The sequence below is a fragment of the Mesorhizobium sp. LMG 17147 genome (genome assembly GCF_024297145.1).
Classification (GTDB): Bacteria; Pseudomonadota; Alphaproteobacteria; order Rhizobiales; family Rhizobiaceae; genus Mesorhizobium.
This window is the reverse complement of the sequence record NZ_JANCTC010000008.1, coordinates 17834-34986: the sequence shown is the minus strand read 5'-3', so window position 1 is coordinate 34986 and position 17153 is coordinate 17834. Positions and strand designations below refer to the sequence as shown.

The following is a 17153-nucleotide window of genomic DNA, read 5'->3' as shown; positions in this document are numbered from 1 at the left end:
GCAAAGGAAAAGAGCGGCTCGCGGGCCGCTCTTTTTTGTTGGCCCGGTGTTTAGATCTACCTCAACGCCGCCGCGATGTTGCCGCCGTCGACCGTCGTCACATCGGCGGTTGTCCGCTCGGCCAGCGCTTGATGCAGAAAGGCCTGGGCGACGTCTTCGGCCGTCACTTCCTGCCCGAGCAGGTTGCCGGACATATACTCCTTCTCCGACACGCCGCGTGCGCCCGAGCGGCTGGCGATCATGGCGTCGGTCAACAGCCCCGAACGGATGCGGTCGGCGTTGACGGCATTGGAGCGGATGCCATGCACGCCGTAGTCGAGCGCATATTGCCTGGACAAAAACAGCGTTGCCGCCTTGGGAATGCCGTAAGCGCCGAACTTCGGCCCCGGATTGACCGCCTGCTTGGAGGTATTGAACAACAGCACGCCGCCGGTGCCCTGTTCGAGCATGATGCGCACGGCATTCTGCGCCGCCGACTGGTGGGCGAAGAAATTGAGTTCGAAACTCTTGCGCAAGGTGGCGTCGTCGAGCTCGCCGATCCGGCCCTCCCAGGCGGCACCGGCATTCGAGACGAGAATGTCGAGGCCGCCGTAGATGTCGACCGCCTTGTCGAACGCAGCGCGCATCTGCGCCGGATCGGTGATGTCGGCCCCAATGCCGATCGAATTGTTGCCGGCTTTTTTTGCCGCCTCGGCAGCCCTTGACGCATCGAGATCAACGACGACGGCATGGGCACCGTTATCGGCGAACAGCTTTGCCGTGGCAGCACCGATCGCGCCGGCGCCGCCGGTGACCAGCATCACCTGGCCGGTCAGCGGCTTCGGCTTGTTGGAGGCGAGTTTGGCCTGTTCCAGCGACCAGTATTCGAGCGGGAACAGGTCGGCTTTGGAGAGCGGGCGGAAGTCACCGACGGCTTCGGCGCCGCGCACCGCCTCGATCCACATTTCGCCGACGTCGGAGGCGATCTTCGCGTCCTTGAGCGTGCGGCCGTGGCCGAACATGCCGAGGCCGGGCACCAGCGTCAGCCGCGGCATCGGGTCGAGCATGGTGCGCTTCACGTCGTCGAGCGCATCATTGGTTTCGAAATAGGCGCGATAGTCCTTGGCGAATTTCTCGACGTGCTGGCGGATGACGGACTTGTAGTCACCGACCTTGTCAGCGTCGGGCGCCGGTAGTGCCATCGGTCCGGTCTTGATGCGGATCGACAGGTCGGGTGTCGACACGCCCCGCCCGGCGTAGTCGGCGATCTTTGCCGAATTGATGAAGTCGACGATCGCATCCGAGGTGCGGAAATCGCTGATCATGCGGTCGAAGCGGCCTTCGCCGCGCGCCACCGCCACCGCGCCGCGCAGCATCGGCGCAATCTCCGCGGGCTTGGCCAGCCTGGCCGGCAGTGCCACTTTTTCGGTGCGCGGCTTGCCGTGGCTGGCGATGAAATCCTCGGCGACGTTCACATAATGGATCATCCGGTCATAGGCCTGTTTGGCATCGTCGCCGAAGGTGAAAATGCCATGCTTGTCGAGGATCAGGCCTTCGACCGTCGGATCGGCGTCGAAAACATCGGCGGCCGCCTTCGCCAAATCGAAGCCCGGCATGATGTAAGGCACAAAGCCCATCTTTTCGCCGAACACCTTGCGGCTCAGCGCCTCGCTGTCCTCCTGGTCGACGATGGCGAGGATTGCGGTCGAATGCGTGTGGTCGACGAATTTGTGCGGCAGAAAGGCGTGCAGCAGCGTCTCGACCGATGGATTTGGCGAGGACGGATCGATGAGGTTCGCCCGCTGCAGCGCGACCATGTCCTCGTCGGAGAGCTTCTTCAGCGACCGCGCCTTCAACAGCGCGCCGAGCTTGACCGCCGGCAGGCCCTGCGGCTCGATGACGCCCATGTCCCAGCCGCTGCCCTTGACGCAGAGCACGTCCCACTCGTCACCGACAAGATCGGTGGCCTTGGTCTTGCACGAGGTGTTGCCGCCGCCATGCAGGACGAGCCGCGGCTCGCTGCCCAGCAGCCTGGTCGTGTAGACGCGCAACGCCAGGTCGCGGGCCACACCCTTCTTTGCATAGTCGGCGACCAGCTTCTCCGCCTCGCCGTCATTCCACAGGTTCTTCATGTCAGCTTCGTCCGATTTCTCTTTGTTGTGAACAGGAATGCCGCGACGCTTTGATGACAACGCACCGGCTGGAATTAACTATCAGGCGACCTTTTCTGCTGCCGCTCCGGCATGGTCGAGCAGCCGTCGTGCCATGCGCGCGCCGACGACGAGATGAGTGCAGAGCCCGCCGGCGATCGCCGCGACGAGCGGTTCGAACTTGCTCTCCTCCTGCACCACCACAAGGCGCTTTTCGATCTGGCGCAGCGATGACAGCTCCGCCGAAATCAGCCGGCGGTTGTAGCTGCAGTCGAGCGCCTGGCCCTGGGCGTCGATGATTTGCCCGGCAATGACGCCGGCCGCACCCGCCTTGCGCAATGCAGCCATTTCGCTTGGCGTCAGCGCGCCGCATTTGACCAGATGGCTGTCGGTATCCACTGAGCCGACCGAGTATAGCGCCAGGTTGCAGTCACCGATGCCCGACAACTGCTCGCGGATCACCGGCTCGGCGCGCAGGCCGCGTGCCAGTTCTTCTGTCGTCAGCACCAGCGGCGCGTAAAAATTCAGTCCCTTGGCGTTGAGCCGGCGGGCGATCTCCATGGTGCATTGGTCCGGCCGGTACGAATAGGGGGCGCCCAGATTGCCGCAGAGCTGCACCACGGTGACGTCCTGCAGATCGGCATAGGACATGATGTCGGCGATGGTGTAGATGGTCCGCCCCCAGGCGACGCCGATGCGGTCGCCCTTCCTGACCAGCTCGAGAAAGACGCTTGCCGCAAGTACCGCGATGTCGGTGGACGGGTCGGCGACATAGCCGTTTTCCGGCGCGATCCAGACGGCGTCGAGCTTCAGCGCGTCTTCCAGCTCGCGCGCCAGCACGTCGTCGGTGAAAAGCTGGGTCGAGGTCGAGATGTTGACGATGCCGGTCTCGCGCGCCTTGCGCAGATACATCGCCACCGAGGCACGCGAAATCTTGAGCTGGCTGGCCACCTGGTCCTGGCGCAAGCCGTGTGCGTAGTAAAGCCAGGCGGCCTTGTGGATAAGCTGTTCTGCCGGTCGGATCGCCATGCCATCTCCTCGCTGACATTATTCACGGCTCTCGACAAAAGTCAAACTCAGGCTGCGCACCTAGTTCGACACCTAGCATTCTGCATGCCAGTAATTGCGCATTTATTGTTATCTCGGTACAATAAACCGATCAGGAGGTCTGACAATGAACGTATCATTGGGAGAGCGTTGGGAAACCTTTGTTTCCAACATCGTCAAGCACGGCCGCTACGGTTCTGCCAGCGAAGTCGTGCGCGAGGGCCTGCGCCTTGTCGAAGAGCGTGAGGAAAAGCTGAAGGCCCTCCGTGCCATGGTGGACACGTCGTTTGCTGAAGGCGGCGAAGCCACAGAGCAGGATATTGACGCCGCCCTGGAAGCCAAGGCCAAGCAGCTTGCAAGGGAAGGCTTTTAGGAGTGCCAAGGCTGCGCATGTTGCCGTCGGTACAAGCAGATTTGGTCAACATCCTTGAATACATCACTTGTGAAAGCGGCAGCCTGTCGATTGGCGGGCGTTTTGTGGATGCTCTGCGCCAGAAATGCCGTGATCTGGCGAGCTTGCCGGCGACGATCGGTCGTGCTCGTCCCGAACTCCGGCCGGACGTCCGAAGTTTCGCTTTCAGGGGATACGTGATTTTCTTCCGCTATAATGGCGACTTTTTCGAAGTGGCGAATATCGTGGAAGGGCATCGGGACATCGATGCTTTATGGCCGGAGGGTGAGGGCGGGGAGGGCGTCCCAACTAATAGGCGAAGTGTGTGACGGCGGTGCACGAATCCACTACGCGCACAGGATCTGGTGGTAAGAAGGCGCGACCAGACATTCGGAGGACGGGATGGGCAATCCCTACGAACAGGATCTCGACAGGAACCCGGCCAACCATCAGCCGCTGACGCCGCTCACCTATTTCGAGCGGGCGGCAAAAACCTTTCCCGACCAGGTCGCCATCATTCATGGCCGCCGGCGCACGACTTATCGCGATTTCTGGAAACGCTCGCTGAGGCTTGCCTCGGCCCTTTCTAAGCGCGGCATCGGCAAGGGCGACACCGTTACCGTCATGTTGTCCAACACACCGCCGATGCTGGAAGCGCATTTCGGCGTGCCGATGACCAAGGCGGTGCTGCACTCGCTCAACACCCGCCTCGACGCCGCCGTCATTGCCTTCCAGCTCGATCACGCCGAAAGCAAGGTGCTGATCGTCGACCGCGAATTCGCCGGCGTGGTCCGGAAAGCGCTGACGCTGGCCAAGGTCAGGCCGCTGCTGATCGATTACGACGATCCCGACTATGCCGCCGATGCGCCCTATCCCAAGGGGGAACGGATCGGCACGCTGGACTATGAGGCGTTTGTCGCCGACGGCGACGAGGATTTCGCCTGGTCGATGCCGGACGACGAATGGGATGCCATCTCGCTCAACTACACCTCCGGCACGACAGGCAATCCGAAGGGCGTCGTCTGTCACCATCGCGGCGCGGCACTGATGGCCTATGCCAACACCATCCATGCCGGCATGGGCAAGCACCCGGTCTATCTGTGGACGCTGCCGATGTTCCATTGCAACGGCTGGTGCTTTCCCTGGACGCTTGCCGTGCAGGCTGGCACCCATGTCTGCCTGCGCTGGGTGCGGCCGAAGCCGATCTACGACGCCATCGCCGATCACGGCGTCACCCATCTGTGTGGCGCGCCGGTGGTGATGTCGGTGCTGATCAACGCCAGGGACGAGGACAAGCGGCAGTTTCCGCAGACCGTCACCTTCAACACCGCCGCGGCGCCGCCGCCTGAGGCGGTGCTGTCGGGCATGGCCGATGCGGGCTTTGCCGTCACCCATCTCTACGGCCTGACCGAGACCTACGGCCCGGCCGTCGTCAACGAATGGCATGGCGAGTGGGACCGGCTGGAGAAGGGGGCGAGGGCGGCGAAGAAGGCGAGGCAGGGCGTGCGCTACGCCGCGCTCGAAGGCCTGACGGTGATGGACCCGCAGACGATGCAAGAGACGCCGGCCGACGGCGAGACCATCGGCGAGGTGATGTTCCGCGGCAACATCGTCATGAAAGGCTATCTCAAGAACCGCAAGGCGAGCGACGAGGCCTTTGCCGGCGGCTGGTTCCATTCGGGCGACCTCGGCGTCATGCATCCGGACGGCTACATCCAGCTCAAGGACCGTTCCAAGGACATCATCATCTCCGGCGGCGAGAACATCTCCTCGATCGAGGTCGAGGAGGCGCTCTACAAGCATCCCGCCGTGGCTTCCTGCGGCGTTGTCGCCCGATCCGACGACAAATGGGGCGAGGTGCCCGTCGCCTATGTCGAGCTGAAGCCGGGCAAGGCGGCGACTGAGGCCGAAATCATCGAGCACTGCCGCGCGCTGCTCGCCCGCTTCAAAGTGCCGAAAGCGGTGATCTTCGCGGAGATCCCGAAGACTTCGACAGGCAAGATCCAGAAGTTCCGGCTGCGGGAGATGGCAAAGCAGCCTTAACGCCCGATCCGAAACAGAACCGTTTTTCGGAAAGCATCATTTCAAATTCCTTTGCGTCAAAAAACACGGGGCGGCGTTGCAGGCGCCCGGCGTGAACCACATGCGTTTGATGGGCCAACTCCGTCCAGAGATGTCACCATCTGTCATCAGCGACCAAAATCGTGCCTTGACAGGTGACGGTTTTCAATTTACGAGTGACGAAATTCTAAATTCGTCAGTCGTAAATTTGGCCAACGAGATGCTTGAAACCCTAGACGCCACCGCCGATTCCGCCCGCCAGGAAAATGTCACGCGCATCCTGGATTGCGCGGAGCGATTGTTCCGCCACTACGGCTACGGCAAGACCAACGTCGCCGACATAGCGCGCGAACTCGGCATGTCGACCGCCAACATCTATCGCTTCTTCGCCTCCAAGGTGGAAATCCACCAGGCGGTTTGCGGCCGTATGCTCGAGACCTGCTACCGGTTGACCTACGAAGCCTGCCATAGCCCCGGCACCGCCAGCGAAAAGCTCCGCCGCTATGTGCATACGCACTATCAGTGGACGCTCGAGACCATGATCGACCAGGAGAAGGTGCACGAGATGGTCATCGTCGCCATCGAGCGCGACTGGCACGTCATCGAAAAGCACATCGACAGCATCCACGAACTGGTCGCGGAAGTGATCCGCGAGGGCATCGCCACCGGCGAGTTCGTCGATCAGGATCCGGTGATCGCGTCCCGGTGCTTCGGCGCTGCCATTATCAGCCTCTGCCATCCGCAGATGATGGCCCAATGCCTCGCCAAGAAGAACCGGGCGACGCCGGACGAGCTTACCGAGTTCGCCATCAGAGCCTTGAAGAAATGACCGCTGCCGCCCGTCGGGCGGTGACGTCGGCAATTCATCCCCACAGTTCGGGAGTACGAAAAGTGTCTTTGTCCAAGTCCATCACCTACAGGCGACCGGCCGCAGGCCTGGCACTGATTGTCGTTGCCGCTCTCGGCCTCGCCGGCTGCTCGCAGGAGAAAGCCGAGGTCACCGAGATCATCCGCCCGGTCAAGGTGGTCGAGATCGCCAAGGCGAGCGATACTCGTCAGCTTTCCTATTCCGGATCGGTGCGTGCCCGCACCGAGATGAATCTCGGCTTTCGCATCAACGGCAAGATCACCGAGCGCCTTGTCGACATCGGTGACCGCGTCAAGCCCGGCGACGTTCTCGCCCGCATCGATCCCACCGACTACGAGCTTTCGGTGAGAAGCGCTCAGGCCAGCCTCGATGCCGCCGACCGTCAGGTCGAGACAGTCGAGCTTACGCGCAAGCGCGCCGAACAGCTCTACGCCAAGAATTTCGCGCCGAAGTCGCAGCTCGAGCAGGCGACGCTCGCCTATAATCAGGCGGTCGCCACGCGAGACTCCGCCCGCTCGCAGCTTGCCCAGGCGCAGAACCAGGTCCGCTATACCGATCTCAAGGCGGACAAGAACGGCATCGTCACCGCCGTTGCCGCCGATGTCGGCCAGGTGGTCGGCTCCGGCACGCCGGTGGTGACCGTTGCCATCGACGGCGAGAAGGAAGTCCTGATCGCTGTTCCCGAAACCGATATCGCCGAATTCAAGCCGGGCAAGACTGTCAAGGCTGGCTTCTGGTCCGATGAGGCGCTGACGCTCGACGGCAAGGTCCGCGAAGTCGCCGGCAGCGCCGATCCGCAGTCGCGCACCTTTGCCGTTCGCGTCAGCCTGCCCAACGATCCTCGCGTGCTGCTAGGCATGACCGCCTCCATCGAAGCCGCGGCGGACAACCGGCAGCAGCTGGTGTCGATCCCGCTGGCCGCGTTGGCGCAAAAGGACAGCCAATCGATCGTCTGGACCGTCGACCGCAATGGCGGGACCGTCCATGCGCATCCGGTCAAGGTCGCCGCCTTCACCCCCGACGGCGTCAGTGTCGCCGATGGGCTGAAGCCGGGTGACGTGGTCGTCGCCGCCGGCACGCAGTTCATGACCGAGAATCTGAAAGTCAAGCTGACCGGTGATGCAGCGCAACAGTCGGCGTCTGCCGATGACGCTGCAAGGCGCTTGCGCTGACGGCCAGGCAATTCACGGTTTCCGGGCGGCAGGCGCCCCGATTTTCGAGATCTCAGGTCGATGTAACCCCCACGTCGATCCTCGTGTCCCACCGCGATGTAGATCTCTCACTCGGAAAGCCACGCCGCCCGGAAGCCCACATCGGAAGTTCCTTGGGCATGCGAAAGCGCGTGCTCTGTTGATCAAATTGAAACGGACTGACGCCGATGACCATCGACACCAACGAAAAGCGGTCTTTCAATCTGTCGCGCTGGGCAATCGGCCATCCGAGCATTGCCCGCTTCCTGTTCGGGCTGATCATCGTCGCCGGTGCGCTCGGCCTGATGCGCATGGGCCAGAAGGAAGACCCCGATTTCACCTTCCGCGTCATGGTCGTCCAGGCGATCTGGCCAGGCTCCTCGATCAAGGAGATGGAGGACCAGGTCGTCAACAAGATCGAGCGCAAGCTGCAGGAGACGCCGCACCTCGATTTTGTCCGCTCCTACACCCGCGCCGGCAGCGCCATCATCACCTTGCAGGTCAAGGGCGACACCAATCCGGCGCAGGTCGCCGATGCTTTCTATCAGGTGCGCAAGAAGGTCGGCGATATCGCCGACGAACTGCCGCAGGGGCTGCTCGGGCCCTACTTCAACGACGAATTCGGCGACACGTTCATCACCCTGCATTCGATCAGCGGCGACGGCTACAGCTATCCCGAGCTGAAGAAATTCGCCATCCAGGCGCGTGACATGCTGCTGACGACGCCCGGTGTCGAGAAGGCCGTGATCATCGGCGACCAGCCGGAGAAACTCTACATCGACGTTTCATCTAAGGCGCTTGCCGAACGTGGCCTGACGTTGACCGACCTGCAGAATGCGATCCGAGGCCAGAACAACGTCGACCCGGCAGGTTCTGTCGACACCGGCCAGCGTTCGGTGCGCATTTCGGTCGAGGGCGATGTCACCAGGGCGGCCGACATCCGCGAGCTTCGCCTGCGCGCCGGCAACCAGGTGACGCGCCTCGGCGACATCGCCACCGTGACCTCGGGCCTCGAGGATCCGTACCAGCGCAAATATCGTTTCAACGGTCACGACAGCGTCCAGCTCGGCGTCGTCATGGCCAAGGGCTTCAACGTCACCGACGTCGGCAAGGACGTCGAAGCGACCTACAAGCGCTTCGAAGAGGCGCTGCCCTATGGCGTTTCGGTCGATCAGATTTCCGACCAGCCGCATGTCGTGAAGGAGGCGGTGAGCGAGTTCATGGAAGCGCTCGGCGAAGCGCTCCTGATCGTGCTTTTCGTATCGTTCCTGTCGATCGGCTGGCGCTCGGGCCTGGTGATCGCAATTGTCATTCCGCTGGTCCTGGCCGCCACCTTCGCCATCATGTACGAGCTCGGCATCGACCTGCAGCGCATTTCGCTCGGCGCGCTGATCATCGCCCTTGGGCTGTTGGTCGACGACGCGATGATCGTCGTCGAAATGATGGAGCGAAAGCTCGAGGAAGGCTTGGTCAAGGTCGAGGCGGCGAGCTTCGCCTACTCCTCGACCGCCTTCCCGATGCTGACCGGCACGCTGATCACGACGGCCGGCTTCATTCCCGTCGGGTTCGCTGCCTCGACCGCCGGCGAATATGTGCGCACCCTGTTTTACGTCGTCGGCATCGCGCTGGTCGTGTCCTGGTTTGCGGCGGTCTATTTCACGCCGTGGCTCGGCCACATGATCCTGAAGCAGCGCAAGCACGCCGGCAACCATCACGATGTCTTCGACACGCGCTTCTACCGCCGTCTTCGCTCGACCGTGGCATGGGCAGTGCGCCATCGCATCATCGTCCTGGTGATGACGCTGATGACCTTTGCCACCAGCCTGTGGGCGTTCCAGTTCATTCCGCAGAATTTCTTCCCGCAATCGTCGCGTCCGGAAATCCTCGTCGATCTCTGGCTGCCGGAAGGCACCAGCATCAAGGAAGTCGAGACCCAGGCCAAGGCGCTCGAAGCCAGGATGATGGACGACAAGGACAAGCGCTTCATCGCCACCTATATCGGCGAAGGCGCGCCGCGCTTCTTCCTGCCGCTCGACCAGCAGCTTCGCAACCCGAACTTCGCCCAGCTTCTGGTGATGGCCAATGACGAGCCGGCCCGCGAGCGGCTGATCGTTAAGCTGCGCACCATCCTGGCTGAGGATTTCCCGTCGATCCGCGCCAAGGTCGATCGCCTGTTCCTCGGTCCGCCGACCGGCTGGCCGGTGCAGATGCGCGTCATGGGTCCGGATCGCCAGGAGGTGCGCCGCATCGCCGACGAGGTGAAGGCGAAGTTCCAGGCAAATCCGCTGCTCGGCGCCATCCACGACGACTGGCTGGAGCCGGTGCCGGCGATGAAGCTGGTGATCGACCAGGATCGTGCCCGTGCGCTCGGCGTCACCTCGCAGCGCATCCGCCAGATGCTGCAGGCGAGCATGTCGGGAGCGCCGCTCGATGACTTCCGCGACGGCGAGGAGACGGTTTCGATCGTCGCCCGTGAGCCGGAGGCAAGCCGTCACCTGCTGTCGGCGGTCGACTCCGTCTACATCCCGACCGATTTCGGTGGCTCCGTGCCGCTGTCGCAGGTCGCCAAGATCGTCCCGGTGCTGGAGCAAGGCGTCGAATGGCGGCGCGACCGCCTGCCGACCATCAGTGTACGCGCCACGCTTCCGGATGGCGTGCAGCCGAACGATGTTGCCATGAAAATGTACAGCGAGATGCAGGGCCTGCGCGCCAGCCTCGCCCCCGGCTACAAGATCGAGATCCAGGGCGGCGCCGAGGATGCGGCCGAAAGCCAGGCCTCGATTGCGGCGAAAGCACCGATCATGCTGGCCGTTATCGTCGTGCTGCTGATGATCCAGCTGCAGCATTTCGGCAAGGCGATGCTGGTGCTGGCGACCGGTCCGCTCGGCATTATCGGCGCGGCCGCGGCACTTTTGATCAGCGGCGCGCCGTTCGGGTTCGTCGCCATCCTCGGTGTCATCGCCCTGCTCGGCATCATCATGCGCAACTCGATCATCCTGGTCGATCAGATCGACCAGGACATTGCCGCCGGCGTGGAGCGTTCCGAGGCCATCATCGGCTCGGCGGTGCGCCGGTTCCGGCCGATCGTGCTGACCGCGCTGACGGCGGTGCTGGCGCTGATCCCGATCTCGCGCGGCGTCTTCTGGGGGCCGCTCGCCTACGCCATGATGGGCGGCATTCTCGTCGCCACGGTGCTGACCATCCTTGTCCTGCCGGCAGCCTATGCGCTGTTCTTCGGCAGGGAGCCCAAGAAGGTGGTGGAGCAGCCGGCCGAGACGGAAGAAAAGAACGAAAGGCCGCAACTGGCCCTGGCGGCCGAATAGAGCTGTTGGCAAATGTGACCTCCGGCGGTTTAATCCGCTCACCGGGCGTAGGCGCCGGAGGAGGATGTTATGACCATGGCTCAGACAGCGGCGGCGCTGCGGCTGCCGATCGACGGGCGCCATCGCCGGATGTTCATCGGCGGTGGGTGGGTTGATGCCCGCTCCGGTCGGACCATGGAGAGCCGCAACCCCGCCACCGGCGCGGTCATCGCCACGGTGCCGCGCGCCGACCGCCAGGACATCGACGTCGCGGTGACTGCCGCCCGCAAGGCGTTCGAGGGGCCATGGAGCCGGTTCAAGCCTTATGAGCGGCAGGTGCTGCTGCTAAGGATCGCCGACCTCTTCGAAAAGCACTGGGAAGAGATCAGCCGCTCCGACACCACCGACATGGGCATGCCAATCGTGCGCACCCGCGCCAACCGCAACCGCGTCATCGGCATGCTGCGCTACTATGCCGGCATGGCGACGGCGCTGCACGGCGAGACCATCGACAACTCGCTGCCCGGCGAAATCGTCTCTTTCACCCGCAAGGAGCCGGTCGGCGTCGTCGGCGCCATCATTCCCTGGAACGCGCCAACGGCGGCGTCGATCTGGAAGATCGGCCCGGCGCTGGCGACCGGCTGCACCATCGTGCTGAAACCATCGGAAGAGGCGCCGCTGACGCCGCTTTTGATCGCTGACATCATGAACGAAGCCGGCGTTCCGGAAGGCGTCGTCAACATCGTCACCGGCACCGGCGACGAGGCAGGCGCGGCACTCGCCGAGCACATGGGCGTCGACAAGATCGTCTTCACCGGCTCGACGGCAACCGGCCAGTCGATCGTGCGCGCCTCGGCCGGCAACCTCAAGCGCGTCTCGCTGGAGCTCGGCGGCAAGTCCCCGGTCATCGTCTGCACCGATGCCGATCTCGACAAAGCGGTGCCGGTGGCGGCGATGTCGGTGTTCGCCAATTCCGGCCAGATCTGCATCGCCGGCTCGCGCCTTTTCGTCGAACGCGCCGTCCATGACGAGTTCGTCGAGCGGCTGGCGGCATATGCCAAGGGTCTCAAGGTCGGCGACGGCATCGACCCGGCGACCGAAATCGGTCCGCTCGTCTCCGAAAAGCAGTTGCAACGGGTCACCGGTTACCTTGAGGCCGGCACTGCGGAAGGGGCGAAACTCGTCACCGGAGGCACCCGGCTTGTGGAAGGCGCGCTTGCCGCCGGCAATTTCGTCGCGCCGACCGTCTTTGCCGGCGTCTCGGACGACATGAAGATCGCCCGTGAGGAGATCTTCGGGCCGGTGATTTCGGCATTGCCGTTCGATTCGCTGGACGAGGCGGTCGAGCGGGCCAACAACACGCCCTACGGCCTGGCGGCAGGGGTCTTCACCCAAAATCTCGCCACCGCCCACCAGCTGTCGCGCAAGATCCGCGCCGGCTCGGTCTGGGTCAACACCTATCACGCCATCGATCCGGCCGTGCCCTTTGGCGGCTACAAGATGAGCGGCTACGGCCGCGAGGGCGGCGCCGAACACCTCGACGAATATCTCAACACCAAGGGCGTGTTCATCAAGATCGATTGAGCCTGGCGCCAACAGGGTCAGAAACGAAAAACCCGCCTCGGGAGGCGGGTCTTTGGAGCCAATTAGCACTATACCCAATTTAGTAGCATAGCTGCCGGCACAAAGCAAGAACAAAATGCAGGGACCGGGCGCATCGCGCGTCCGATCCCTCAAGGCAAGCCTCAGATGACGAACAGCCAGTTGGCGAGCAGCATAACCGCGACGCCGGCGACCAGCGTCAGATAGGGCAGCATCCCCGCCTTTCGCACCGTAAGGTCGGACGAGTTCATGCCGAGATCGGCCAGCATGTGGTCGGGGAATTTGCCCTTGTCCTGGATGTAATGCCGGAAGCAGAACACCGGGATGATCAAGGCTGCCGTGATCAGCCCTGCCCACAATGCCATCGGGTTCCAGACCTTGGCTCCGGCGCCCATGAAGACAGCGTTGACGTAGGCAAAGATCGCGCCGAGGCCGAGCAGCCAGCTCGGCGCCTTCCAGGGCCGCGCGATGTGGCCATTGTCGATGCGGTGGATCCAGCCGGCATTGAGATTGAGGAAGTTGAAGATGATGTAGCCGCAATTCGACACCGCGAGGATGAAGAAGAAGCTTGTCGCGTCGGCCGAGGCGATGGCCAGCACGATCAGGTTGAAGACCAGGTCGGTCCACATCGCCCGCGTCGGTGCGCCATGCTCGTTGACATGGCTGAGGTAGCGCGGCAGCCAGCCGTCGACCGAACCTTGGTAGAGCGTGCGCGAAGAGCCGGCCATCGCCGTCATGATGCAGAGCACCAGCGCCAGGATCATCAGCATGACCAGCAGGCTGTGGATCAGCTGTCCGCCGCCGACCATGCCGGCCAGCGCATCGGCAACGCCGGAGCCGTCGACAATCGGCGTCGCCAGCATGCCGTTCAAGCCGAGCACGCCCTGAAAGGTGAACGGCACCAGGATGAACAGCAGCATGCACAACAGGCCGGAGTAGAAGATCGCCTTGAAGGTATCGGTGCCGGGGTTCTTGAATTCGGAGGTGTAGCAGACGGCGGTCTCGAAACCGTAGGTCGACCATGCCGCGATGAACATGCCGCCGAGCACCAGCGTCCAGCCGGCGATGTTCCATGCGCCGGGCTCCGGCGCATATGCTGCCGCGAGCGGCACCAGCGGCGAGAAGTTTGCCCAGTTGATCTGGCCGGTGACGATCGGCACCACGCCGACGATCAGCATCGGGATGATGACCAGCAGGCCGATATATTTCTGCACGTTGGCCGTGCCCAGGATGCCGCGATGCTGGATCGAGAAGATGATCAGCATCAGCACCGCGCCGATGAAGAAGGTGGCGTTGAAGGTAAAGGAAACCGGGCCCAGCGTGTGACCGTAGAGCGTCCAGTTACGGATCGCCGGCGTCGCCGCCGCGGTGACCGCGGTGATGGCGTCGGCGGCGCTGGTTCCGGCATGGGCCGCAATATAGGCGGCGACTTCCGGCGAAGTGTCGGTGAACAGCGGCACCGGCGCCAGTGCGTTGAGGATGTAGGCGGCGGCGATCGAGCAGCCGAGCGACAGCACCGGCGACCAGGCGAACCAGTTGCACCACACCGAAAGCGGCGCGATGAATTTCGAATAGCGCAGCCATGCGGTGGCGCCATAGATCGAGGCGCCGCCGGATTTATTCGGGAACAGCCCGGCGATTTCCGCATAGGTGAAGGACTGCAGGAAGCCCATGACCATGGATACCGTCCAGATCAGGAAGGCCAGCGTTCCGGTAGTGCCTGCGATGCCGCCGATCGAAAACAGGACAAGGGCCGGAACGCCGCTTGCGACCCAGAAGGCGCCGCGCCAATCGATGTTCCGGTGCAGCTGCCCTTCGGCAGGCGGCACCAAGGTGGTGACTATCGTGCTCATTTACGTGGATTCCCCATTTTTGATGTTCCCATCGGCAACAGCCGCAATCTCGCGAGGCGTCATCGACGCTCACGTTGAACGGCCCCAGGCGTTTTCCGCTCAGTAGTATTTTTTTCTTAGCAGTGAAGATTGACCCAACGCGCTTTCACGTCAAGCGCTTTGTGACGCTGTGCACATTGCGTTTGTGAACAGTCGAGCTTCGTCGGCGCTGCCAACGGGTGCGGTCTTCCTTCTCCCACGACAGCAACGGAGAAGGGAAGAACCAGGGCAGCGTCGATCAGGAGCGCGGCCTGGTCTTTTGCGGGTCGTAATGGGCAAAGGCGACAACGCGCGCCGGCAGCCGCTTGCTGTGGCCGTCGAGCTTGCCGATCTCGACCTCGGTGCCGACCGCCGAATGCGCGACGTCGAGCCTGGCCAGCGCGATGGTCTTGTTTAGCAGCGGCGAGCGCATGCCGGAGGTGACCACGCCGATCTGGGCGCGGCCGACATGTACGCAATCGCCGTGGCCGACGGCGACATTGGCGTCGATGTCGAGGCCGACCAGCTTCCTCTGCGGATTTTCCTTGCGCCGGATCAGCGCCTCGCGGCCGATGAAATCGTCGCTCTTGGTCTTCAGCGGTACGGTGAAGCCGATGCCGGCCTCGAACGGATCTGTTTGGTCGGAAAATTCGTAACCGGCAAAGATCAGCCCGGCCTCGATGCGCACCATATCGAGCGCCTGCAGCCCCATCGGCTTCAGGCCGTGCGGCTGGCCGGCCTGCCAGATCGCCTCGAACACCTTTTCGGCGTCGCGCGGGTGGCACCAGATCTCGTAGCCGAGCTCGCCAGTGTAGCCGGTGCGCGAGACAATGACGGGAATGCCATTGCCGCCGCCGATGCGGGCGACCGCGAAACGGAACCATTCAAGCTCGTCGATCGACGGCTGCAGCGGCGAGGTCCAGACGATCTGCCGCAGGATGTCGCGGCTTTTCGGTCCCTGCACGGCGACATTGTGCATCTGGTCGGTCGACGAGCGCACCAGCACGGTGAGGCCGAGTTTTTGCGCCGTTTCCCGCAGCCATTCGCCGGATAGGTCGTCGCCGCCAACCCAGCGGAAATTATCTTTGCCGAGCCGAAGCAGCGTGCCGTCGTCGATCATGCCGCCGTGCTCGTAGCACATGGCGGAGTAGACCACCTGACCGACGCCGAGCTTCTTGATGTCGCGGGTCAGCGTATATTGCAGCAGCGCTTCGGAGTCGGGGCCGGTGACCTCGAACTTGCGCAGCGGCGACAGGTCCATGATCACGGCGTCCTGCCGGCAGGCCCAGTATTCGTCGATCGGGCCTTGCCTGGCGAAGGAATTGGCCAGCCAATAACCCTTGTACTCGACGAAGTTGCGGGTGTGCTTGGCAAAGCTCGAATGAAAGGCGGTCTCGCGGGTCATTTTCGGTTCCGAATCGGGCGTCATGCGTCTGGCGATCGCTCGCGAGAATTTGTGCTGGCCGGAATAGGTTCGCACATGGATGTCGGTCAGGTTCCAGCCATTGGCCGGCGTGGTGTCGTCGGGGCAGGCGGACGAGACGCAGACGATGTCGGTCAAGGCGCGCAGCAGCACATAGTCGCCCGGCCGCGACCACGGCTCGTCCGAAACCACGACGCCATACGCGTCGATCGCCGTGTTAAAGAAGAAGTTGATCGCCATCCAGCCGGCGCGGGGCGTGACGCCCTTGTCGGCCAGCGCGCGGTTGAAATTCTCCGAGCAGTTGGGATGGCCGGGATAGCCGATGTCGTCGTAATATTTGGCGGCGCAGGCGAGCGCGAACGCATCGTGCCGGCCGCAAGTGTCCTGCACCACCTCGACCAGCGGCTCCATGTCCTGGTCGTAGTATTTCGAATGCAGGCCGGGCATCGGATAGCTCGAACCCATCAGCGTGCGCGTCGTCGTCACGTCGAGCGGATGATCGCGGCCCTTGTCCAGCTTGCGCGCCGAAAAGCACTGGAAATCCGTGCATTGGCGCCCGTCGACATCGATGATCTGCAGATAGTCGCCCGCCTTGACGAAGTAGGCCTCCGCCGTCGCCGAATGGACGCGCAGATCGAGCACGGGATCGGCCAGCGGGTCGGCGAGCCTGGATTTCTCCGCCGGGCGGATGGTGGCGCGCCGGACGACGACGCTAAGCGGCGTCGCGGTATCGTGGCCGTCGACCAGCATCGGCCCGCCGGGCGCGGCAATCAGCATTGAACCGTCGCGGGCGACGGCAAAAGCCTGTTCGGTACCGGCAGGGGTGGCGCCGCCGAAAACGCGAACCGCCTTTGCCTGATCGAGCTGCACCTCGCGCCGCTCGAGGCCTCGGCGCAAGGAAGCGAGGCTATCGTCGCCCTCGGCCAGCATCGCCTTGATGCCGGCGGCATTGCTGTTCGATTTCTCTCCGAGAATGCCGGGATCGGTCGCGCCGCTGCTGTCCCATGCCAGCAGCTCGCAAGCCTGCCCGCCCTCGACATTGCGCACGCTGATCGTATCGCCGGCCTCGACCTCGATCAGCACCGCGCCGTTGCCGTGGACGGTGTAGCGCTCCATCCCGGCCGGCAGCGCGATCTGGCCTGGCCGCAGGATCAGGCTCGGCCGCGGCGGTCCGGCGACGACGGCGGGGTAGGGGGACTGGCTCATCTCAACCCTGGTTTCGAGAAACAAGTTTGCCTGTGCGTGAAATTATTTTATCGGGAAGAATAG

Annotated in this window: 11 protein-coding genes; 7 read left to right on the top strand and 4 right to left on the bottom strand. The window is 63.3% G+C overall.

Features of this window, described 5'->3' with window-relative positions; all coding sequences use genetic code 11:
• Nucleotides 1–56: 56 nt before the first annotated feature.
• Complete coding sequence (locus NMG46_RS16505) at nucleotides 57–2111, bottom strand: bifunctional aldolase/short-chain dehydrogenase (RefSeq protein ID WP_254818706.1); 2055 nt, start codon at nucleotides 2109–2111, stop codon at nucleotides 57–59.
• Between the two features lie 81 nt (nucleotides 2112–2192).
• Entirely contained in the window at nucleotides 2193–3158 is a 966-nt protein-coding gene (locus tag NMG46_RS16500) for a sugar-binding transcriptional regulator (RefSeq protein ID WP_254818705.1), read from the bottom strand.
• 145 nt (nucleotides 3159–3303) lie between these two features.
• Here NMG46_RS16500 and NMG46_RS16495 point away from each other — a divergent pair, with 145 nt between their 5' ends.
• The 7 genes from NMG46_RS16495 to NMG46_RS16465 all read left to right on the top strand — a co-directional run bounded on the left by NMG46_RS16495 (nucleotide 3304) and on the right by NMG46_RS16465 (nucleotide 12572).
• Nucleotides 3304–3549 (top strand): type II toxin-antitoxin system ParD family antitoxin, encoded by a 246-nt coding sequence (locus NMG46_RS16495; protein ID WP_254818704.1) that lies wholly within the window; start codon nucleotides 3304–3306, stop codon nucleotides 3547–3549.
• A 17-nt stretch (nucleotides 3550–3566) separates the two neighbouring features.
• On the top strand, nucleotides 3567–3896 hold the full coding sequence (locus NMG46_RS16490; RefSeq protein WP_254818703.1) for a type II toxin-antitoxin system RelE/ParE family toxin: 330 nt from the start codon (nucleotides 3567–3569) through the stop codon (nucleotides 3894–3896).
• Nucleotides 3897–3969: 73 nt separating this feature from the next.
• Nucleotides 3970–5610: an acyl-CoA synthetase gene (locus tag NMG46_RS16485; protein WP_254818702.1), complete on the top strand. Its 1641-nt coding sequence runs from the start codon at nucleotides 3970–3972 to the stop codon at nucleotides 5608–5610.
• Nucleotides 5611–5848: 238 nt separating this feature from the next.
• Nucleotides 5849–6457, top strand: a complete 609-nt coding sequence (locus NMG46_RS16480) for a TetR family transcriptional regulator (RefSeq protein WP_254818701.1) — start codon at nucleotides 5849–5851, stop codon at nucleotides 6455–6457.
• 62 nt (nucleotides 6458–6519) lie between these two features.
• Nucleotides 6520–7668, top strand: a complete 1149-nt coding sequence (locus NMG46_RS16475) for an efflux RND transporter periplasmic adaptor subunit (protein ID WP_254818700.1) — start codon at nucleotides 6520–6522, stop codon at nucleotides 7666–7668.
• 206 nt (nucleotides 7669–7874) lie between these two features.
• A complete protein-coding gene (locus NMG46_RS16470; protein WP_254818699.1) occupies nucleotides 7875–11009 on the top strand; it encodes an efflux RND transporter permease subunit in 3135 nt (1044 codons plus the stop codon).
• Nucleotides 11010–11078: 69 nt separating this feature from the next.
• Entirely contained in the window at nucleotides 11079–12572 is a 1494-nt protein-coding gene (locus tag NMG46_RS16465) for an aldehyde dehydrogenase (protein ID WP_254818698.1), read from the top strand.
• Between the two features lie 161 nt (nucleotides 12573–12733).
• On the opposite strand, the gene NMG46_RS16460 is transcribed toward NMG46_RS16465, so the two are convergent.
• A complete protein-coding gene (locus tag NMG46_RS16460) occupies nucleotides 12734–14443 on the bottom strand; it encodes an APC family permease (protein ID WP_254818697.1) in 1710 nt (569 codons plus the stop codon).
• A gap of 277 nt (nucleotides 14444–14720) precedes the next feature.
• Nucleotides 14721–17090, bottom strand: coding sequence for a DUF1989 domain-containing protein (locus NMG46_RS16455; protein ID WP_254818696.1), 2370 nt, complete (start codon nucleotides 17088–17090; stop codon nucleotides 14721–14723).
• Nucleotides 17091–17153 lie beyond the last annotated feature (63 nt).

Excerpts from the sequence above, each read along its gene's own strand:
- NMG46_RS16505 (WP_254818706.1), bottom strand. The coding sequence starts at position 2,111 with ATGAAGAACCTGTGGAATGACGGCGAGGCGGAGAAGCTGGTCGCCGAC.
- NMG46_RS16500 (WP_254818705.1), bottom strand. The coding sequence starts at position 3,158 with ATGGCGATCCGACCGGCAGAACAGCTTATCCACAAGGCCGCCTGGCTT.
- NMG46_RS16495 (WP_254818704.1), top strand. The coding sequence starts at position 3,304 with ATGAACGTATCATTGGGAGAGCGTTGGGAAACCTTTGTTTCCAACATC.
- NMG46_RS16490 (WP_254818703.1), top strand. The coding sequence starts at position 3,567 with ATGTTGCCGTCGGTACAAGCAGATTTGGTCAACATCCTTGAATACATC.
- NMG46_RS16485 (WP_254818702.1), top strand. The coding sequence starts at position 3,970 with ATGGGCAATCCCTACGAACAGGATCTCGACAGGAACCCGGCCAACCAT.
- NMG46_RS16480 (WP_254818701.1), top strand. The coding sequence starts at position 5,849 with ATGCTTGAAACCCTAGACGCCACCGCCGATTCCGCCCGCCAGGAAAAT.
- NMG46_RS16470 (WP_254818699.1), top strand. The coding sequence starts at position 7,875 with ATGACCATCGACACCAACGAAAAGCGGTCTTTCAATCTGTCGCGCTGG.
- NMG46_RS16465 (WP_254818698.1), top strand. The coding sequence starts at position 11,079 with ATGACCATGGCTCAGACAGCGGCGGCGCTGCGGCTGCCGATCGACGGG.
- NMG46_RS16460 (WP_254818697.1), bottom strand. The coding sequence starts at position 14,443 with ATGAGCACGATAGTCACCACCTTGGTGCCGCCTGCCGAAGGGCAGCTG.
- NMG46_RS16455 (WP_254818696.1), bottom strand. The coding sequence starts at position 17,090 with ATGAGCCAGTCCCCCTACCCCGCCGTCGTCGCCGGACCGCCGCGGCCG.